Origin of the sequence: Bradyrhizobium sp. WSM471 (assembly GCF_000244915.1) — a bacterium.
In the GTDB taxonomy this organism is placed as follows: domain Bacteria; phylum Pseudomonadota; class Alphaproteobacteria; order Rhizobiales; family Xanthobacteraceae; genus Bradyrhizobium.
In genome coordinates this window covers 1,537,915-1,557,304 of record NZ_CM001442.1, presented here as the reverse complement: position 1 = coordinate 1,557,304, position 19,390 = coordinate 1,537,915, and the positions used below count along the sequence as shown (strand labels likewise).

General features: G+C 58.1%; 17 protein-coding genes and 7 pseudogenes. 10 read left to right on the top strand and 14 right to left on the bottom strand.

Going from position 1 to position 19,390, the window contains the following annotated elements; all coding sequences use genetic code 11:
- Positions 1-77 precede the first annotated feature (77 nt).
- Positions 78-230 carry a hypothetical protein gene (locus BRA471DRAFT_RS38005; protein WP_157233996.1) on the bottom strand — a complete coding sequence of 51 codons (153 nt, stop codon included), beginning with the start codon at positions 228-230 and terminating at the stop codon, positions 78-80.
- Positions 231-738: 508 nt separating this feature from the next.
- Between BRA471DRAFT_RS38005 and BRA471DRAFT_RS07005 the strand changes: the two genes are divergently transcribed.
- Entirely contained in the window at positions 739-2,391 is a 1,653-nt protein-coding gene (locus tag BRA471DRAFT_RS07005; protein ID WP_007605738.1) for a class I adenylate-forming enzyme family protein, read from the top strand.
- 817 nt (positions 2,392-3,208) lie between these two features.
- Here the strand turns inward: BRA471DRAFT_RS07005 and BRA471DRAFT_RS35645 are convergent.
- The 6 genes and pseudogenes from BRA471DRAFT_RS35645 to BRA471DRAFT_RS06985 form a co-directional block, all read right to left on the bottom strand.
- Positions 3,209-3,370, bottom strand: a complete 162-nt coding sequence (locus tag BRA471DRAFT_RS35645; RefSeq protein ID WP_157233995.1) for a hypothetical protein — start codon at positions 3,368-3,370, stop codon at positions 3,209-3,211.
- Positions 3,371-4,172: 802 nt separating this feature from the next.
- The gene (locus BRA471DRAFT_RS06995) at positions 4,173-5,357 is read right to left on the bottom strand and encodes a Xaa-Pro peptidase family protein (RefSeq protein ID WP_007605737.1); all 1,185 of its coding nucleotides are present in this window, start codon (positions 5,355-5,357) and stop codon (positions 4,173-4,175) included.
- A 316-nt stretch (positions 5,358-5,673) separates the two neighbouring features.
- Positions 5,674-5,877: an oligopeptide/dipeptide ABC transporter ATP-binding protein gene (locus BRA471DRAFT_RS39430; protein WP_231171134.1), complete on the bottom strand. Its 204-nt coding sequence runs from the start codon at positions 5,875-5,877 to the stop codon at positions 5,674-5,676.
- A gap of 275 nt (positions 5,878-6,152) precedes the next feature.
- A pseudogene (locus tag BRA471DRAFT_RS39945) lies at positions 6,153-6,308 on the bottom strand (peptide ABC transporter substrate-binding protein); the annotation flags it as partial.
- 89 nt (positions 6,309-6,397) lie between these two features.
- Positions 6,398-6,457 (bottom strand): annotated as a pseudogene (locus BRA471DRAFT_RS39940) (hypothetical protein); the annotation flags it as partial.
- A gap of 206 nt (positions 6,458-6,663) precedes the next feature.
- Complete coding sequence (locus tag BRA471DRAFT_RS06985; protein ID WP_007605736.1) at positions 6,664-7,539, bottom strand: CmcJ/NvfI family oxidoreductase; 876 nt, start codon at positions 7,537-7,539, stop codon at positions 6,664-6,666.
- A gap of 75 nt (positions 7,540-7,614) precedes the next feature.
- On the opposite strand from BRA471DRAFT_RS06985, the gene BRA471DRAFT_RS38000 reads away from it, so the two are divergent.
- The 3 genes from BRA471DRAFT_RS38000 to BRA471DRAFT_RS36340 all read left to right on the top strand — a co-directional run bounded on the left by BRA471DRAFT_RS38000 (position 7,615) and on the right by BRA471DRAFT_RS36340 (position 9,262).
- Positions 7,615-7,857, top strand: coding sequence for a hypothetical protein (locus BRA471DRAFT_RS38000; protein WP_157233993.1), 243 nt, complete (start codon positions 7,615-7,617; stop codon positions 7,855-7,857).
- Between the two features lie 386 nt (positions 7,858-8,243).
- Positions 8,244-8,561: a transposase gene (locus BRA471DRAFT_RS36345; RefSeq protein ID WP_007605735.1), complete on the top strand. Its 318-nt coding sequence runs from the start codon at positions 8,244-8,246 to the stop codon at positions 8,559-8,561.
- Positions 8,558-9,262: an IS3 family transposase gene (locus tag BRA471DRAFT_RS36340; RefSeq protein WP_157234124.1), complete on the top strand. Its 705-nt coding sequence runs from the start codon at positions 8,558-8,560 to the stop codon at positions 9,260-9,262. The genes BRA471DRAFT_RS36345 and BRA471DRAFT_RS36340 overlap by 4 nt, the downstream gene beginning before the upstream one ends.
- On the opposite strand, the gene BRA471DRAFT_RS06970 is transcribed toward BRA471DRAFT_RS36340, so the two are convergent.
- Entirely contained in the window at positions 9,192-10,565 is a 1,374-nt protein-coding gene (locus tag BRA471DRAFT_RS06970; RefSeq protein ID WP_007597145.1) for an IS30 family transposase, read from the bottom strand. The two genes, BRA471DRAFT_RS36340 and BRA471DRAFT_RS06970, sit on opposite strands and share 71 nt — an antisense overlap.
- A 46-nt stretch (positions 10,566-10,611) precedes the next feature.
- On the opposite strand from BRA471DRAFT_RS06970, the pseudogene BRA471DRAFT_RS39225 reads away from it, so the two are divergent.
- A pseudogene (locus BRA471DRAFT_RS39225) lies at positions 10,612-10,881 on the top strand (IS3 family transposase); the annotation flags it as partial.
- A gap of 190 nt (positions 10,882-11,071) precedes the next feature.
- On the opposite strand, the gene BRA471DRAFT_RS39935 reads toward BRA471DRAFT_RS39225, so the two are convergent.
- The 3 genes and pseudogenes from BRA471DRAFT_RS39935 to BRA471DRAFT_RS39415 all read right to left on the bottom strand — a co-directional run.
- Positions 11,072-11,194 carry a hypothetical protein gene (locus BRA471DRAFT_RS39935; protein WP_256379922.1) on the bottom strand — a complete coding sequence of 41 codons (123 nt, stop codon included), beginning with the start codon at positions 11,192-11,194 and terminating at the stop codon, positions 11,072-11,074.
- A 507-nt stretch (positions 11,195-11,701) separates the two neighbouring features.
- The gene (locus tag BRA471DRAFT_RS37990; RefSeq protein ID WP_157233991.1) at positions 11,702-11,926 is read right to left on the bottom strand and encodes a hypothetical protein; all 225 of its coding nucleotides are present in this window, start codon (positions 11,924-11,926) and stop codon (positions 11,702-11,704) included.
- Between the two features lie 431 nt (positions 11,927-12,357).
- Positions 12,358-12,701, bottom strand: a pseudogene (locus BRA471DRAFT_RS39415) (transposase); the annotation flags it as partial.
- A 412-nt stretch (positions 12,702-13,113) separates the two neighbouring features.
- Here BRA471DRAFT_RS39415 and BRA471DRAFT_RS36330 point away from each other — a divergent pair.
- Both BRA471DRAFT_RS36330 and BRA471DRAFT_RS06955 read left to right on the top strand, forming a co-directional pair.
- Positions 13,114-13,560 carry an SET domain-containing protein-lysine N-methyltransferase gene (locus BRA471DRAFT_RS36330; RefSeq protein ID WP_083843143.1) on the top strand — a complete coding sequence of 149 codons (447 nt, stop codon included), beginning with the start codon at positions 13,114-13,116 and terminating at the stop codon, positions 13,558-13,560.
- Positions 13,561-13,781: 221 nt separating this feature from the next.
- Positions 13,782-14,510: a hypothetical protein gene (locus BRA471DRAFT_RS06955; protein ID WP_007605733.1), complete on the top strand. Its 729-nt coding sequence runs from the start codon at positions 13,782-13,784 to the stop codon at positions 14,508-14,510.
- A gap of 315 nt (positions 14,511-14,825) precedes the next feature.
- Here the strand turns inward: BRA471DRAFT_RS06955 and BRA471DRAFT_RS38715 are convergent, their stop codons facing one another.
- On the bottom strand, positions 14,826-14,990 hold the full coding sequence (locus BRA471DRAFT_RS38715) for a hypothetical protein (protein ID WP_198287918.1): 165 nt from the start codon (positions 14,988-14,990) through the stop codon (positions 14,826-14,828).
- On the opposite strand from BRA471DRAFT_RS38715, the pseudogene BRA471DRAFT_RS36325 reads away from it, so the two are divergent.
- Positions 14,962-15,749, top strand: a pseudogene (locus BRA471DRAFT_RS36325) (transposase); the annotation flags it as partial. The gene BRA471DRAFT_RS38715 and the pseudogene BRA471DRAFT_RS36325 overlap by 29 nt on opposite strands.
- Positions 15,750-15,758: 9 nt before the next feature.
- Positions 15,759-15,962 (top strand): annotated as a pseudogene (locus BRA471DRAFT_RS40200) (IS256 family transposase); the annotation flags it as partial.
- Positions 15,963-16,007: 45 nt separating this feature from the next.
- Here the strand turns inward: BRA471DRAFT_RS40200 and BRA471DRAFT_RS37380 are convergent.
- Together BRA471DRAFT_RS37380 and BRA471DRAFT_RS36320 are read right to left on the bottom strand one after the other, a co-directional pair.
- Positions 16,008-16,662: pseudogene (locus tag BRA471DRAFT_RS37380) on the bottom strand (transposase); the annotation flags it as partial.
- Positions 16,663-16,938: 276 nt separating this feature from the next.
- Complete coding sequence (locus BRA471DRAFT_RS36320) at positions 16,939-17,427, bottom strand: GNAT family N-acetyltransferase (protein WP_007605732.1); 489 nt, start codon at positions 17,425-17,427, stop codon at positions 16,939-16,941.
- Between the two features lie 267 nt (positions 17,428-17,694).
- On the opposite strand from BRA471DRAFT_RS36320, the gene BRA471DRAFT_RS06940 reads away from it, so the two are divergent.
- Positions 17,695-18,213 (top strand): GNAT family N-acetyltransferase, encoded by a 519-nt coding sequence (locus tag BRA471DRAFT_RS06940; protein WP_007605725.1) that lies wholly within the window; start codon positions 17,695-17,697, stop codon positions 18,211-18,213.
- Positions 18,214-19,390: the final 1,177 nt, after the last annotated feature.

The following is a 19,390-nucleotide window of genomic DNA, read 5'->3' as shown; positions in this document are numbered from 1 at the left end:
CGGACCACCAGCACACGCAGTCCACGGAAGGGCAAATAGATATCATCTGGCCAGCAATCCCGTGAAATGATGAGTACTCAGCCGCAGGAGCGGCCACGATTCTTCGGCTGGTCCGAAGTATTGGCGTTCTGCTTGCCGGTCATGGGGCCGAGGCGCAGCCGTTTAATCTCCTGCTGCTTGGGGTTTATTCTGATGATTACCGGGAAACGCCTGCGGCGGATCGACGTCACAGGGCTTCATCCAATGTGGAGAATGTTCATGTCGACGTGCTGGTTACGCGCGTCCTAAGCGGCCATCGGCCTCTCCTTCAGATGTGAGACCGCTTCGACCTTGAACTCACGGCGCCTCTTCATCGCTCATTATTGGCTACATGAAAGAGCAACTTCATGCTCCTCGCCAGAGTAGGTAGTGTCTCGATCCTCCGTGATGATGTACTCGCCTAGTCGTGCCCACTATGAGGCTGATGATTACGATCAGGTGCAGCAATGGGAAGTTAACTTGAATGGCGGTGCTCTGGACGGTCCAAAAACATTCGCATCATTCCGGTGCGCCGTTCCACCCGGTGCGAGCTATGCGCTATAATGTTAAGGCGCATGCTGCGGTGGCGTTATCCAAGAGCGCTTCTCCGTCACCCGGCTGCTGGACCGGCTTATTCAGCCCTCGCGATCGGAAGCTTGTCACCGTAGAGGGCACGCGCGTTCTCAGTATTCTTTGCCCCTGAAAAGAAGGAGTCCATTGATGATCCCTCCAAAGTTGAGGTCGCCGGAGCTGCAAAAGTGCGTCGCAAATGTGTTGTCGAAGTTAGAGGCCATGGAAACGGCGTATGAAACTATTACTATTGGTCAGCTGGTTTCGACGCGGGCGAGAACGCACGGGCCAACAACTGCCATCGATGTTTTCGAGAGCGGCAAGCGCGCGACTTACTCGGAGATGGACAAGTTGTCCAACAAACTCGCGCATGCGCTGCGTGCGTTTGGCGTACGCAAGCGCGATCGCATTGGGGTAATGTTGCCAAACTGCATCGAATTCCCCATCCTGTGGTTCGCGATTGCGAAACTCGGTGCGGTCATGGTCCCGATTAACATGCGATACACACCGCGGGAGATCGAATACGTTCTCACCGATACACAGTCGAGCTTCGCCGTTGTCCAAGGGAGCCTGTGGCCGGTATTTTCGTCGATGGAGCCTTGGCCGGAACACCTCGCGAAGGGTCGAATAATACTGGCAGGAGAGCCCCCCTCTGAGAGCACGACCACTCTCGAGAAACTGCTTAAGAGCGCTGATGACTCTCCGATAGATGAGGACATCCGCCCAGATGACCTATTGAACATTCAGTATACGTCGGGAACGACGGGCTTTCCGAAGGGCTGCATGTTGACCCACGACTACTGGGGCGTGAGCTCGTATCAGGGGCTGTGCTGGGACGAGCAGCCATACCGAAGGTATTTATCTGCGAAACCCTTCTTCTATGGCGATCCGCAAGGGGATCTTCTGAGATCGTATCGACAGGGTGGGACGCTCTTCTTGGCTCCGCAGCTCAGCTCAACGCGCTTCATCGGTTGGGTCAAGCAGCACCATATCGAATGGTGCCAAGTTACCGAGCTCATCGCGCGCCAGGCCGAAGTCGCTGGCGAAGCCGGGCCAACAAGCCTGAAGCACACCTTGAATTGGGGCTCCAGTCCTGAAACCACACGTGACTTTCGAAAGCGCTTTCGGGTGCGCACTCAAGATGCTTACGGGATGACGGAAATCGGCTTCGGCACACTAACGACGAGCCAGCTCGACGAATTGGCGCCCTTTGGGTCCGTGGGTATTCGCGCGCCCTTTAGGGAACTGCGCCTGATGAACGAGGGCGGCAACCCTACGTCAATCGGTGAGATTGGTGAGTTGTGGGTGAGAGGGCGTGGGATTTTTGAGGGCTACTGGAATAAGCCGGAAGCAAATGCCGCCTTGTTTGAGGGCGAATGGTTTAAAACGGGTGATCTGATGCGCCGAGATGACCTCGGCTTTCATTGGCTGGTGGGCCGCATTAAGGACATGATCCGCCGCTCGGGCGAGAACATCGCGGCACGCGAGGTGGAGGCTGTCATCCGCGAAATTCCAGAAGTTGCCGATGTGGCTGCCGTGCCCGTTCACGATCTCAAGCGCGGGGAGGAGGCTAAGATTTTCGTTGAACTGAGGAAAGGGATCACGCCGGACGATCTGATCATGCACCGCATTCTCGATCATGCTCGTGCGCGACTTGCTTCCTTCAAGGTGCCGCGGTACATCGCCTTCACTCGCGCACTACCCCGAACTACCTCCAGCAACAAAGTGCTCAAACGAGAGCTGACCGCCGTGAAAGATCCGTGTGCCGGCGCCTATGACACTGAAGAGAAGCGCTGGCGCTGAAGCTCGCCTGCATCTCAGATTTAGCAGGCGTGCTTTGTCAGCTCGACACTTCAAATGACCGAAACGTCCAATCCGCCCGACGCTTAGCATGAGATCGGGCTTAGTAGCGCTGAAATATGCGAGATCTTCCTCCCGGCAATCATCTGGCGCCGGGCTAGGGAACCCCGGCGCAATCAAGCTCGCGCTCGGCCTCCGCAACGTTGTGCTTTTCGATTTCGATCCGTATTGCTGCTGCTCTGATGCGAATTGACGTGTGGCTCCCGGCTTCCGAGCTCCGCGTCCACCCGACGACGTTTTTGAGGGCAGGACCGAGTTCTTGCTTCGACAGTTAAACGGCTCATGGAACGAGTTGGCATTCAACCGATGCACGCACGTCTTAGCCAAACGCCAGGCGCGACGCAGGTGCGTCGAGCCAATCATTCGCAAGCGCGACGCGCACGACAATTTGCCTCAATCAGCGACCAAGCTGCTACGCCGCTAGTCTTGCAGGGTACGATCGCTCGTAGGTATTGGTAGCCGCACAGTGTTCGCCGTCCTTAGCACGCCGGAACTACAGGTCGACCTTCAAGGCAAATGGTGGCGTTAGCCTCTCTCTTTGGCGATCGGACGATAGTTCCGGCAGCCGACGAGCAGTTCGACGTCCGCCTCAATTGATCAGGGCGAAAACGCAGCAGGCGGCAGCGGCCGAAGTGGGCAGTCCGGCGTGCTGCCGTCAAAAGTCTCGAGATGTACATCCATCGAAGCTGCGCGTCTCGATCACTGTCATAAGCCCCGGAATCCGCATATCTGACTCTGCTTCATGGCCGCTCGCGACCCGCTATGTGTCCCCGTCCTCCATGCTGATGGCGATGCCGCAGTTAGCGAGCGCGCTGATGAAAACTCGTAATTGCCAGCTTGAGCGGTGTTGGGCGCCGCCCAGTCCAGCACCCAAAGCGATATAGACGAATCCGCACGCCGTCGGGATATAGGTGATGTCCATCGCCCAAACTTGGTTCGATTGCGTGATCTCGAATCCGCGCAACAGGTTCGGTTAGATCTTGGGATCTTGGGCCGGCTCGGGCTTTGTTATGCGGGCCGGCATCGAGCCGCATCCGCCGCGTCAGCGTCCTTACATGCCGGCGGGACAGCTCGATGGGCAGATCTTTCAGCATGCGGCGAACCGTAACCCCATGCAGCCGGTTGAGCCGCCGCCTGATCGCGAGATCGGCATCCTGCACCGATCGCGGGGCCGATCCTAAACGGTGCCGCTGGCCGATCTGTAAGACCTCCATGCCTGGTCATCGACAGATTATGCTCGCGATCCATCATAGCTTACCGGTGAGCAATCCCGCCTCTGGTGAGGGCTCGTTCTAAAACCCCGTTCTCCGAGCCGCCCTATCTCAGCGCAATCAAAGTTTGCCGCATGTCATGGAGCGACTTCACATCCATCGCAGGCACGTCGCAGCGGCCCAAAGCCCAGGGCGCTGTCGCTGTTGGCATTCAGGGCCCAGCCTCCCTGGCTGGTGACGTTCAAGCTGTTAAGCGATCCACACTTCGTGGCCAAAGTGAGCGACGTCTGCGTCTTGCCGCCGGAGCACGCTGTCGTCCGATGTTGGGTGAGACGCCCAATCCAGGCGCCGGTTCGCAGTCAGCCCGACGCTGCCAATGCGTCCAGATCAGACGCGCATCCAACTCAGCCGATGGACCAAGTCCGCCGATGACATGCGCGCTTCCATCCAACCTTCCAGCAGTACGATGCCCCAGCAAACACGACGTGATCCTGGAACTTCTGGTTCAGGACACTAGAGTACAAAGAGCTCGCGCGGCGCACAAGTCAGCGCCTCAACACCCGTGTCAGTTACGCGGATTGTTTCGCTCACCGTAACGCCGAACTCCTCCTCAACCCAGTTACCGAGCATCAGATGAAAGGTCATGTTGGTCTGGAGAACAGTCATATCTTCCCTGCCAAAACTTGCGGTCGGTTCAATCCAAGCAGTGAATTGATTTTCGATGCCAATGGAATAGCCACATCGCGATTCCTTCGGAAAGCCGTGCTTCTCAATCGCGCTGTACATGGCGTGCGCGACCTCACTGCAAGTGCGTCCAGGTCGGATGAGATCGAGTGCCGTTTCGATAGCAGCGACCTGCGCATCATGTAGACGGCGTACGCGGTCGGCAGGCGCACCGATTGAGAAGGTACGCATAAGAGCTGCAAGATAGTTATACCGATTTCCGCTGACTTCCGAGTTGATCTGCATGCCATCGCAGAAGACACTCTCGCTCCACAATATATGGGGCGTACCCGTGCGCGGGGTTGAGGAAATCAACGGCGGCCGCAATCCGGTCGCAGCGGGACCGCCCTTAACGCCATTAACCTGCGCCGCCATGATCTCAACTGCTGCATCGGCTTCTCGCACACCAGGGCGGATAACGTCTCTAGCCCGCATAACGGCCGCGTCAGCAAGCGCGGCAGCCTCGCGCATAACCGCGATCTCCAGGTCTGATTTGACGCCGCGGATCCAGTCCACCACTCTCGTGCAATCGACGATCCGGGCCTGCGGCAATTTCCCTATGAACTTCTCTACGGCCGGGGCCATTAGGTTGCCCTGTTCAAGGCCAATCCCGCCCTGCGCCACACCGACGTCATGGAGGAAATCAATCACCGCATCGTAGCCGTCGGTATTTGCCTTACTTACCAGATTTTCCGAGTAGCCGATAATCTTTTCTCGGGCCATGAAGCTCTGGTGAGCTGCTCCTGGCGCGCACATCTTGCGTACGATAAGAGTCGGCTCTTCATCTTGGATCGAGACGACAAGCGCATGCACAGCCAGCATACGCGTCACGTTGCCGGTCAGATAAGTGATATTGCCCCAACTCGAAATGATAAGTGCATCGATTTCACGCCGGGCCATTTCCGATTTCACTGCTGCCAATCTGCGCAGATATTCTGTTCTTGGGAAGGCCTGCGGCGCTTTTGCGACTGCCATCGTTGTAGGCTCCATGTTGTCGCGTAACTTCTACTTTGCGGAACAGAACGGAAAGGTCGCTGGGCGATGACACATGGTACAACAACTGAGCTAACGAATTTACTCCATATTACCAAGACCACCAAGTATTCTTGCGGGCCCCTGTCATATTTGGCAGTTTATCGACTCGGAATCGAGTGCGCCGCAGTCGGGAAATCAGGCTGTCATCCGCCTTGAGCTTACTTGGTCCTTCCAATGCCTGATCGGAATGAATGTGAAAATGCAAGCGGATGGCACGTGCAGATCCGTTGCACCGTGGCGAGCTTCGCACCTCTACTCAGTTCGTGAGCTCACAGACTGCCTCGCGGCCGTCAGTGAGTTTCACGAGTGCCGGATTCACCGACTTGCAGACCGCCATCGCATGTGGACAGCGCGGGTGAAACTTACAGCCGCTGGGCGGTTCGAGCGCGCTGCCGCTATCGTCGAAGCTATCGGCTGCTTTTGGTATGTAGTCCGGATCGGGACGTGGAACAGCGTCCAGCAGCGCCTGCGTGTAAGGATGCTTCGGAGCGGTAAAGATTTGCTGCTCTGGCCGTATTCGACCACGGTGCCAAGGTAGAGCACTGCCACACGCGACGACAGATGTTCGACCAGTGCGAGATCATGCGCGATCAGGAGGTATGTCAGGCCGAACTTTTCCTGGATGTCCATCAGCAGATTCAACACCTGCGCGCGGATCGACACGTCGAGGGCCGAGATCGGCTCATCGAGGATGATGATGCGCGGATTGAGTGCAAGCGCTCGTGCAATCGCGATGCGCTGGCGCTGTCCGCCGGAGAATTCATGCGGGTAGAGATCGGCCGCCCTCGGCGGCAGGCCGACAATCTCCAGGAGCTCGGTGACGCGCGCATTGAGTGTCGCGCGATCGCGCTTGTAGTGCGCAAGAATCGGCTCAGCGATGATCCGCCGCACCGTAAGGCGCGGGTTGAGGGAGGCGTAAGGTCCTGAAACACGGCCTGCACCTGCCGGCGATAATCCTTGATCTCCTTGCGCGACATCTCCTCGAGACTCTTCCCACCGAAGCTCACGGCGCCGGAGGTTGGCGTTTCGAGCTTCAGCACGAGCTTGGCGATGGTGGTCTTGCCGCAGTCGGATTCTCCGACCAGTGCGACCGTTTGGCCCCATGATCGTTACTTCTTCGCTACGAGCCAGCAATTGAGGACGTGACGGTCGCCGACGTCGGTCGCCGGGGGATAGTCGTCGCAGACCGACATGCGCTTCGGGCAGCGCGGCGCGAAACGGCATCCCTCCAGCAGACCTCAACCGCTCAAGCGAAGTACACCAGGAAGCGACCCTCGACACTCACTCGAGGCTTTGCATTAGGATAGGCGCGACGATTGTCGAATGCCGCGTGAGCCGCCATTGAGTTGCAGCAAACCTCGGAATCATACCCCTTAAACAGAATGAACTCGTCTGCGGTCATCTCTGGAAAGTAATACCAGCGCTGCGCTGGATCGAAATGCATGACCGACAACTTAGTTGTGGTATTGAAGAAACGGTAGTTTACGACAACACTATCGGTATCCTGAATGGAGGCGCCGTCGCAGAACGCTAAGGGAAAATCCTGCGGAGGCGGCGAGAGAGCATGCCAAGTTTGAGCGATCATCAATCGAGAATACGGCCTTGTCGGAACGCCCTCCGACTGGTCCACAAGGGCGGCAAACATAGGACCAGCGACCGGCGCGAAATCAAGATGAGCCCATACAATCGGTTCGCATCCTTCCGGACTTGATTTCCCACTGCCATGACGAACAACAAACGATTGTTGGTGAGCCACAACCCACGACGCGTTGAAGTAATCTTTGATGAAAGGAACCATTTCTTTCTGGTAACTCTCGCGTAAAACAGCTGGATCGCGCTCGTTTACGCAAGATATTTTGCGCTGAATTAGCGTGAAGCCTTCCTCGTCGAGCGATAGTTCGCGCACGATCGACCGCGCGTTGCGAATAGTAACATTGTGGCCCACCAAGGGCGGCAGGACGCAATGCCTGATTGGACTGGCAGCCGAGTCGAGTCCCGACAAAACAACTTCGGGAGCTCTTTCGTCAGGTGTGCGTCGAGCAAAGACAATTTGACTTTGGACATGGTCTAAGTGATCACGGTTCACACGTGCTGTTGATGAGGTTCGTTTCGGATCTTCCATGGGCGCGTTTTTTCCTTGCAGGTATCACGCCTATCGGGTTATCGGCACGTACAAAATGGGGCCCTTCGAGAACCGATGGCCCCTGAAGAGTACAGCAAAAGAAAAGAAAGCCTTCCTGCCGATTCTGGTAGGAAGTACAAGATCGCGGCTACTTTACCAATTTGTTCGATCATTGATCCTGGACATGATGAGGGAACGGTTCCTGTCACTGCCGTTTTTGATGCTGAAGTGATCGCATCATTTTCACTGAGCACGATGGAAAGACGCATCAAAGAAATGCGGCATGCATGTCTCACAGTCCAGCCGTCGGTCATTTAGGCCAGGACTCCGCTGCGACCGGAAAAGGAGAACCCGACGAAGTTGGCCTCGTAGACGGCGCTCAACACTGCGACTACGCGCTTTGGGATGGTTTTGTCCTTTAGCACCGCACACCAGAGGTTCGCTTACTGCGATCACCTTGGGATCATGCAATGATCGCGTGCAGTTATTCCGATCTGATGCCGCGCAGCGTTCCAATCTGATCGCGCCCATGCGAAGCTACCGATGAAGGCAATTGGCACTATCGCTGCCAGTGGTCAAGCGGCTGCCGAAGAGACCACGTTTAGTTTGATGGTGCCGTTCGACGGAGCGAAGCTGACCGGAGGCGCCCCTGAGCCTCCCCTAAATCGGTGGACACCTATAGCTTACACAGCAAGAGGTGTCAGATGACGAAACGGCAGCGACGTTCTTATTCGGACGAGTACAAGCGGCAGGCAGTTGATCTGGTTTTGTCGAGCGGCCGCTCGGCGAAGTCGGTATCGAAGGAGCTTGGGCTTGACGGCTCCGTGCTGAGCCGATGGGTGGCGGAGCAGGGTACGGTGAGAGCCGGCGGCAGCGCCGTGGCGCCCACATCGCAGGCGGCGGTGCCGTCGGCGGACCAAGCTGACGTGATTGCGCGGTTGCAGCGGGAAAACGAACAGCTGCGCTTGGAGCGCGACATTTTAAAAAAGTCGATCGCGATCTTTGCTGGACCCCGGACATGAGGTTCCGTTTTATCGAGGATCGCCGCACGGACTATCCGGTTAAGATCATGTGCCGTGTGCTCGGCGTCTCGCCCGCGGGCTACTATGCCTGGCGGTCGCGCCCGGAAAGCCTCCGGGCCTTGGCTAACCGAGCGCTGCTGGAAGGCATCCAGCGGGTTCATCGCGATAGCCATGGCCGCTATGGCAGCCCGCGCATTCATGTCGAACTCAAAGCCCAGGGACATCATGCAAGCCGTGGCCGGATCGAGCGGCAGATGCGCCATCATGGCATTCGAGCCATCTCGGCCGGGCCGCGACGATGCCGCACCACCGACAGCGGGCATGGCTTGCCGATCGCGCCGAACCTGCTCGGCCGGAACTTCTCGGCCGCCATGCGCAATCAGGTCTGGCTCGCCGACATCACCTTTGTCTGGACCGGCCAGGGCTGGTTGTATCTGGCGGCCGTCATGGATCTGTACAGCCGCCGTATCGTGGGCTGGGCGATGGAGGACCATCTGCGCGCAGAACTGCCGCTCGCCGCATTACGAATGGCGATCAAGGGGCAAAGACCAGGTCCCGGGCTGATCCATCATTCCGATCGCGGCACACAAGGCGGGTTCAAACGGTCGTCGCAACACCAGTTACTTTCACTCATAACAGAAGATCGTCAAGCGCCTCCGCCGGCGTTTTCCAGCCTAGTGTCTTCCGCGGTCGGGCATTGAGGGCCGCTGCCACAGCGGATATCTCTTCGGCGCTGTGGATGCTCAGGTCCGTGCCTTTCGGGAAGTACTGCCGCAGCAGCCCGTTGGTGTTCTCGTTAGTGCCGCGCTGCCATGGGCTTTGCGGGTCGCAGAAGTAGACCTGGATACCCGCATCGATCTTGAGACGATCGTGCTGAGCCATTTCGGCTCCCTGATCCCAGGTTAGCGAACGGCGCAGCTCTTCGGGCAAAGTGATGATGGTGCGCGTGATCGCGTCGCGCACGGCTTCGGCCCCATGTCCCGCAAGGGCTGGCCCGTTCTTCGCGCGCGGAGCTTCGCCATGCCCCGCCAACCGTGGAAGGTGCAAGAGCATCGTAAAGCGCGTCGTGCGCTCGACCAGCGTGCCGATTGCCGAGCTGCCAAGACCGAGGATAAGGTCCCCCTCCCAATGTCCCGGCACTGCTCGATCGGCAGCTTCAGCAGGGCGCTCACTGATCATGATCTCCGGCGAGACAAAGCCCTTGCCTCGCCTGCGTACGCGCGCTCTGGGCATCCGTAACACACGCCCTGTTCGCAAGCAGGCCGTCAGCTCGCGGCGTAGCGCGCCACGGCCCTGAACGAAGAGGGCTTGATAGATAGCTTCGTGGCTGATGCGCATCGTCTTGTCGTCCGGGAAGTCGATCGGCAAGCGTCGAGCAATCTGCTCAGGGCTCCAGGCTTTGGCCCATCGCCGATCCTTGCGCTGGCCATGCCGCCGCCCCTTCCACGGAACGGCGGGACCAGGAACGGGAGCGCCGGTCGGGGCTACGACGCCGCCAGCAAGTCTTTCCTCCACATAAGTGCGCAAGGTTGCATTGAGCGCAAGCTTGGTCGGCTTAGGCCGGCGGGCGGATCGATCCGCATGCCATTGGGCAGTTATTGCCCGATACTCCAACCCGCCGCCGCGAGTGGCCGCGTTGCGCCGCAGTTCACGGGAGACTGTGGAAGCAGCCCGCCCCAGGCGACGTCCAATCTCCTGTATGGAATGGCCCTGCACCTTGAGAAGTGCGATCTCCTCGCGCTCATTCAACGAGAGATACCGCCCGGACAGTGCCTTTGCCGAAGATCTGAACATCGCTGGTGGCATGCCGCCCGCCTTTCGGAATAATCTGCTTCCGACAGGTTGTGACAATCCGGCTTCGAGTGCAGCATCTTCGCTGCTTAACCCAGCGGCAATCGCCCGCCAAAATTTATTCTGTTCATCGCGCCCGGCAACAGAGGGCCGTCCTGGCGACGGCAATGGGGCTCGTCCTGACCGCGCCGATCTGCGCCTTACAACGTTCATCGCAACCTCCAAACTCCTGGTGTTGCGACGACCGTTTGAATCCGCCCAATACGCTTCAACCGAGTACCGCCAAGCACTGCAAGCCGCCGGCTTCCGGCCTTCAATGAGCCGCAGAGCCGACTGCTACGACAATGCCCCGATGGAAAGCTTCTTCCACACCCTCAAGTCCGAACTGATCCATCACCGTCAATATGAGACCCGCAATGAAGCCGAGCGCGACATCTTCGCTTACATCGAAGGCTTCTACAATCAGACCCGAAGACACTCGGCCATCGGCTATATCAGCCCGGTCGAGATGGAGCTAAAATCGGCTTGATCCATGTCCACTTTTTTGGGGGAAGATCACCCCCAAACAGTGCCGTAGCGGCCGGTCAACTTCGCTGCAGTCTCGAACTTCATCGGCCGACAATGTAATCAAGGCCGAGGAGGAACCGGGGGGCGAACGAATGGAGTCACCGTTCAGTTAGAGCCTGTGAGCGTTCTGAAGCAGGCGATCAAGCACGGCATCAACGATCGTCGGCCGTAGCGGTCTTCAAGGATTTCGAGCAGATAATGACGGCATTGGCGTCGATGGCCTGGAGGCCCTCGTCGTCCAAAATCAGGAGCTCGTGGCGATGCTCTTTATCCACGACGCGGGTCGGCCGTAGCCCCGCGGGTCCAGTTCTGCGAACAGTCGCTGCAGCCGGATCTAAAGTACAGAGTGGTTGTCCCGAAACGCCTTCTGATCGAGCGCACAGCGAAGCCAACTTTTCCCGACGAGGGTTTGGTCGACAATGGCTCAGTTTTCGTGGTATTGATCCAGTCTCCGTTGAGCAGGATGTCAAACAACTTGTGGTCGAGCCCACGTGCCGACCCTTAGTGGACCTGCTCGGGCACGGCGTGATGACGCAATTTTGCCTTGCGAAGACGAAGCGCCAAGCGCCGATTGTTACGCCAAGTCGCTCCATCGTGCAGCAGCAACGCCGCGAGACAATGGACCTCCTCGGTGTCGGCGAGGCTCGTTGCCTCGGCCATGCCGACAAGGCGGAGCGGGTAAGCAAGTGGAGTGTGGGGCGGGTCAGCCGATGGCAGTATTCCGAGCCTCTAATGTTGCTGTGTATGATTGGGTTGCGCTCGGGGGAGCGCGCATTGAAACGCTATCGAGCCCTTCTCGAGGATGGGTTTGACGCTCGACAATTGCGAGCCTGGATCTCAATCGCGCGCAGCGCGGCCGTGTCGAGGCGCTCGCCGCCAATGCGCTTCTCGAGCCGGATGATCCCCAGGCACGTACGATAGCCCTGTTCTGGATGCGGCCGATCCCCAATGATCCGGTCGATCAGCGGGCGCAGCATCGGGCCGATCCGGCTTGCCTCGGCGTCCACGCGCCATAACGCCGCTGGCTGGAGGCACGTGGGCGCCGATCCTCGTGTGCCGCCCGTTGCCGCTGCCGCGCATGTGCGCGCGCGATCCACTCGCCCCCGAGGATGCGTTCAACCTTCACGCACAAATCCGCACTTTATCTCGGACGGGCGAAGCGATAGGGCAGCGATTGGTAGTCTCGTTCGATCTCGTATCGCCGGCATTCGGAACGGACCCACGGCTCGCCGGGAGCGGCTTATGATTCGGCGCGTTAAATCCCTTGAACGGCTGACGCCGTGTGCGGCCATACCGGCGCAGCACACCTCCGTCATTGAGCTTGCCCAGCCATTCGGCGATCGCATCGTTGCGTTCGGCCAGTCTGTAAAAAGTTGGGGTCCGCAGCCGCCCTACCAGCCAGCGTTCGACGATTCCGACGCAGGCCTCAGCTTTCGGCTTATCCCTCGGGTTTCGCGGCCGTGCCGGGAGTGACGGGAGCTGGCGTGGAGCCTTCGGCATACCGCAGCGCAGATCCCGGCGCGGTTGGGAAGTGGTCGCGAACACGGACGGGGTCTTCCATCCGGGCCTGCGCGTGCGGTCGTGTGTTGTTGTAATCGGCCCGCCAATATCCGAGTGTGATACCAGGCCAGCGAGGTGAACAGCGTCTCGTTCAATAATTCATCCCGCAGCCCTTCGTTGAAGCTTTCGATGAGCGTTAGCATGGGCTTGCCCGGGCGATTTATTCCCATGGGGCGCGACTCTGGTCGCCCAAGTCAGGATGGCGTGGTTGGTGAACTCGCTGCGGGGAGGACCACATCTGCATCGGCTCAACGAAGCGGGTCGGCTGCTCTATCTGGCTTCTCAACTTTTGTCATCCGCAGCTAAGGTTGCCTACGCATCTTGGCAGCCCATCTACGTAGGTGGTTATCAAGCGCCTGGAATCAGCTATATGCTCTTGTTGAGAGTGGAGGCAACTGAATGAACGTTTCGAATTTCGCAATGGAGAAGATGCGTCCGCTCGTTCATCCAGCAATGTGCGGGTCGCGTTCCGTACCCACGATTCTTGGCGGAGACAAGGGCCAACGCAATGTCGGGTACCTGGCACCCCGCGCGCTCGGCTCGTTTGAGGTCAGTATTCCAGAGCCAACTCCGCTTGCGAACGCCAGACCATCAATGGGTACTCCAGGAATGGTGAAACAATAGAGGCGGCTTAATGCCCGGCACTGAAAAGAACGACATGATGGCGGAGAGCGTCTTTGACCGCAGCGGTACTGTGTATGTCAAAACTGCACCACGAAAGGGCCGCGGTGTATTTGCAAATATTCCGTTCAAGATCGGAGATGTAATTGAGCGAGCTCCAACGTGGGGATTTGATCATGCTCAAGCCCAGCTCCTAAATCGCACAGGCCTCTTCGAGTACTACTTCGTTCGGCCTGATCGAGAAGTCAAATGTGACCCGCTGGCAGGCTACGTTGTTTTCGGATTAATCTCGATAGTAAATCACTCATCCAGCCCGAATGCACAAATACTGTGGGCCGATACAGCGTCTGGAGTGTGGGCGAGCATTGTGGCGATAGACGACATAGCAGTAGATGACGAAATAACGCATCGGTATGCGAATGTGTCCGATTATCCGCATGCTACTAGATTCGTCGACTAAGTACTGGACAGTATCGACTGATTGGACCCCGGCATGGATAGCTGTCCGCGAAGAACCTTACATCCCTCGGAACGAAATGAACGTCTCAGCGGCGCCGCAAGAGAATTTGGAGCAAGATCTCCAGCTGGCGGATGACGCGCCAGAACTGGTGTGGCGCTGCGATCTTGGTCGCAGGCCGGAGCTAGAATGAGTTGGGATTTTTTGCGGGAGCCGGATTTGAAATGACCCATACCAGCGGCGCACTTGGTATACTGCAGCTACAGAATACGCCACAGACGATGGCCGGGTCGCTCAGCAATCCTAATACTTTTCCATTTCCCACAATTTATCGGCAGGTTCCAGGTGCTTGGACCAGGAACGTGGTTTTTGGTGGTGAGGACGACACATTGAAAGAGGCGTTCATAGGGGCAGCAAAAGAGTTGGTGGGTGATGGAGCAGTCGCGATCACGAGCAATTGCGGTTTCACGATCAAGTATCAGAACGCAATGATGCAGGCCGTACCAGTGCCAGTTTCGACCTCCTGCTTGCTGCTCCTGCCCTATCTCATGGCGACTGTGAAGGGACGTGTCGGCATATTGACATTCGACTCAAGAGCATTGACGTTCGATCTGCTAAAATGCGCCGGTGTTGAGTCATACGATCGAATAGCAATCGGCGGCATCGAACATTCCGAGACATGGAAAGCCATGTCGGGGCCCGAAAATAACTACACGACTCTGCAGGTATCCTATGATCTGCAGGCCGCAATCGCACTTATGTGTAGGCGATATCATGACGTCGAGGTCATCTTATTTGAGTGCGCAGGTTTTCCAATAGTGACGCAACATCTGCGCGAGCAGATGCAGCTGCCGGTGTATGATGCCGTCACCAATGCGAATCTCCTAATGAGCCGATATAATATTGGAGCTCCAAAGATGATATCGAGAGGAGGCTTGGTGTCCCCGTTGTAATGCTCATTCCCTAGCGGGCGACTATTTTCGAGGATTGCGCCTGCGGATTGTAGTTCTCCAGGTATCCATAAGAGCGCTCTTGAGCTCGGCTACGCGCGTGGTGCAACTGGAAGCGGGCATACGCCTTGAGACGACGCCCTTGTGGCAGACGTCGCATGAATAGTTGTCGACGATTAGGTGCGGGTCGAACCGGGGTGGTTCATGGTGGAATGGACGGTCGCAGGGCGGCTGCGCTATTCCGCTTCTCATTGCGAGCGCACCGCCCAATAGCTGCGTAGCTCTGCCGGGCTTAGGCTGCCATACGGAGCGGTAGCTTCATTTGGCGATGTCCCGGGTTCTGTTGAATTTCTCAAGAGGCCGGCGTTGCCCACCTTGAGCCAATAGGCTCTGGGTGCTGATTCCACGAAGGAGAGCAACGCCATGACGATAAATATCACGCCGGGCCTGAGCGATCGGCACGATGATGGAGGTGGATGTCACGGCAGCCTCCGGGCCGCGCCACGGTCGTGACGCGGCGTGGGGGCGCACCGTTTGGCGCCGACGCGGGAACGGGGCGGCGGCGGCAAGATCGAGCTCGAGCGCCCGCGGGCCCGGGGCGTGGACGGCCGCGAGGTCACGATCCCGAGCTGGGAAACGGCCGCGCGCGCCGGTTCGGCCGCGCTGTCCGGCAGCCCGAAGGTGACGTGCCGGCACCGCCCGGATCGGAGGTTGCGAAGTCGGCGGCCTCGCCGAGGTTCGTGGCGCTATCGGCCGGGCGGCTGGCCGACGTCATGGCTGCCGATTTGTCCGCGCTCGCCCCTCTGGTGGTCGAAATCGACGGGCTGTATCTCGGCGACGATCTCATGCTGGTAGCCGCGATCGGGGTTGACGCCGAAGGCAACAAGCATCCGCTGGCTCTGGAAGGGGAAACCGAGATGCCGCAACGGTTCAGGCACTGCTGGACAACCTGATCTCGCGCGGCCATGACCCAACGTCCCAAGACATAGCCGATTGCGCGAAAGCCTTGTCGAAGGCGATCCGCCGCGCCTTCGGTTTCGGTCGCTGCGATCCAGCGCTGCAAGATCCACAAGGCGCGCAACATCATGGAACGCCTGCCGAAAGAGCATCATGCGGCCACCGGTCGGGCACGCCTGGGAGCTCGATGACGCCGACAAGGCTGAAGACTTTATCCGCAATCTCGCACGTCGACTCGACCAGCATTGGCCCGGCGTAGCGGCCAGCATCCTCGAAGGCCTCGACTGGCCACCATTTCGCCGCGTCACGCGCAACGTCAAACGCTGGCGGATGCCGGTATGGCCTTGCGATGGATCGCAGCTGGCATGATCGAGGCCAACGAAGGGCTTCCGGCGATTGACGGCACATAAGCAATTGTCAGTTCTGCGTGCGGCCCTTCAAGCTCACCACGATCGCATGACGATCAAACCCCTTATCCACCTCACGACGGCCGCCTAACATTCATTTCGGCAACGTTTTCCGACGTCGCCTTCTCTTATTCAGCGTGTAGCTCTCGATGAACGCGACGAACGCCGCTCGGCTTTGGCATCCGGATCTAATGCAACACGCGTTCATTCGTTTGCCTCGGGTGGTGGCTCTTCGGCAGGTTGGCAAGAACGTTGGCGGTTTTGTGCACCCAGCAGCGCTGCTCGCGCGTTTGCAGCCAGACCTCACCGGCCGCCTTCCAGAACCCGAGTGCGCCATCGGCGATGACGAGCTGCGGGACCACCTCGAGCCCGCGCCGCTTCATATCGAGCAGCAGATCGCGCCAATGGAGCGCGTTCTCCGGGGCACCACCGGTGAAGCCGACCTGTTTCTTGCGGTCGCCGGCGTAGCCGATCAGCACGAGCTGCATTGCTTTTCATCTTCCAGGCGAGCTTTGAGATGGAAGCCATCAACCCAAATATAGCCGTATAGACGTAACGCTTGGCCAACGCATCGCGCTTCTGCCAGGCGGCATAACTCGTCGAGCCAGCCGTTCCTCAGGCCGCCGATGCCGGAGGCCGACAACCCGGCAGCATTACCTCGAGCGGCGCATTTAGGACGGCAGAATCGGCGGCGAAAACCGATGCGGCGGCCTGGCGATTGCGTGCACGCGACCGGTAGACGGCGACCGGACGATACCGGTCGACACCTCGCGCCGCGATAGCTGGCCGTGAGAGAGGCCAAGGCAGTGACAAAGCCGTGCGGTCCCGAAATGGAGTACTTCGATCCGCACTTCCTTCTGCATAACGTGTATCGGTCACAGGTGATCGATCATGTCCATCGGCGCGCCAATCCTTCGGAGCCGCTTCGCAGCTTCAGCTCTCTGGTGTCCAACGATCTCTTATCGATAGCGCTGACAGGTCGAAACTCTCCGGAACTCAAGCTTGAGCTGCGCTATCCACGCCGCAATCTGACGTCAAATTTCCGCAGGCCCTTTGCAGATCAGGGCTCAACGTAATTTATTCCAGAACCATGCAACGTTCTGCCATTCACCGTGCACGCGTGCCACTTCATGTAACACTGCGACGCGCTGAAAGACAGGAGCAATACTTTTTATACTTCCGATATTCCTTTCATATGCGTTTGAGACTAGTAGTCGCAGTCCCACATTGGCAGCCGTTTCAATCAAATGTGCAAGCATCAGTCCGCCGAGTCCTTTCCCTCGATGATTCTCATCAATGTAGCGGGATATCTCGGCGACGCCTGTATATTCGGGGCGCAGAGAAAATCTACTCAAGGAGCACCAGCCAATCACTCTATGATTTTCGTTCTCATAGACGAACACTGGATAGGGATCTTGATGTTCCTTCAGCCAGATGATCCTTTCGTTGTGAGTGTCTGGAGCGATTGGATTTATAGCAAAGATGCCCGGCTTGATCGCCTGATTGTAGATCCTTGCGATATCGTGGGCATCAGCAAAAGTAGCGCGTCGGAACATTCGCCTGACCGTCCGTTCTTGTCTGTGCGTGCGTCCTGGGCGTCGCAACGTGCCATGCGCTCCAAGAGTCCAGACGCCGCTGCTTTTCTCGTCCTCTGCATCAAAACAGTCGTTTACATGCGAAGACTCGCCTGTGTGCTCAAACGCGGAACAAGCCACAATCGCATGTGTCCGCACAAGCTACGGAATCTCGTAGGTTGCCGCGTTGCTCGCAGACCGGCACTCAGATAACTATCCATACAGCGTAATGAGACTGGAGGACCTCTGATGTCGTACCAAGTGCGCCGGTTACGAGCAGGTGACCTTCCAAGCGTGACAGAGATCTACAACGCAGCATGTCGCGCAAGGGAATCAACGCAAGGAATGCGTCCCTGGAGCGTCAAGGAAATGGAGGAATTCATAACCGAATCCCATTTAGGAGTTGAGGCGTATACTTGCGCAAGTAATGGCGCCGTGGTTGGTTGGGCGGCATTCACGCCGTATCGCGTCAGGGAAGACGTTAGGCATACAGCCGAGATGTCGATCTATGTTCAGCATTCCGCTCGTCGTAAGGGGGTCGGCTGCGCGCTTGTCCGTACTCTTTTAAATCGAGCAAAAATCCTTGATCTGCACTGCGTTTTGGCAATGACGTTTGAAGATACGCCCGACGTTGTTTCCTTCATAGAGAAACATGCGTTCTCACGCGCCGGCTGCTTTCCAGAGATCTTCTCGAATGGCGGGAAGTATTCCGACATTTTGATCTTTGAAAAGCTTATTACCGTAGCTGATCGCCGCCGTCGCTTCTGATTTGCATTAGGGTCGCACATGCGCTGCCGTGGGGCGAATGACGTCCGCTGTTGTCGCGAGAGAGGAATCTCCGCACTGCCGATTTATGTGCAACTTTCCGACTTCACCTATCGAAGAGCTAACAGCATACCTGCTGATCCTGCATACTATCCCCACAAAAGCGTCTTTAGCAGCTATTGAAGAGCCGCTCTCCAGAGAGGCCGCTGCGGTGATCCATTGGCTCCGAGAAGGTCGGCGATGATGCCATCGAGCGCAGCTCTGCGAGAGGGGACGAACGACCCGCCACGATAGCTATCCCAAAGTAAGCGCATCCCCAAGCGCTCGAGCAGGCATTTGGCTTGATCAAGACGGTCGCGCGACAAGAGAGGCGACCCGATGCCGTGGTCCTAGCCGCGTCGAATGGCCTTTGTCCGCGCTGCCAGCGCCTACAATCCGGTGCGACTTCCGAAGTTACTGGCGCAGGCAGCCGGCCGCAACTTGCCAGGCTTCGGCAACGGGTTTGCCGATCCCTATGCGTATGATCGGGTGGACCTCTGGGACAAGGCTTTTCTGCAAGCTCGTGAGAGACCCATCTCAGGGTCTTGCGGGTGCGATGGCGAAATCGCCTTGTGGGGGTTCTCAACGGCGCCTTTGAACCGCGAGAGAGTCCGCATGGGCATCACGCGCTTTGTCCGGAATGGCGCGACAGTGGCGCGACAAAGCTCAAGCGACAGGGCGGCGAAGATCGCTCGCAGTGCATCTGGAACTCATGATGTCCTTATGAGTGTGATCGACGCAAGTCGTACATGACCTTGATTGAGATCGCCGAGATGCTCAAATCGGGATTTGAGCTCGTTTGAACCGAGCTCGATTAGGCGCTTGCTCGGCCGCGATGAGGCGTAACGTTCAAAAAAAGGCGCTCACAGCCGAGCGGCATAAGGCCGACGTTGCGGCGGCGGGCCAGAATCGGCGCGAACTCCCGCCGCGGCTTGATTCCGACAAGCTGGGCTTTATCGACGAGACCGGCACAAGCGCGGCTTTACTGCCGCCGAAACGCGGTCCGACGTCGCCACGCCCCAGTCCCGCATGGTCATTGGCTGACCACGACCTTCTCCGCTGGTGTACGCTGCACTACCGTTACCGCATCGCGTCGGACCTATGAACGGCCTTGGCCCTAGTCGCTATGTCGGACAGGTAT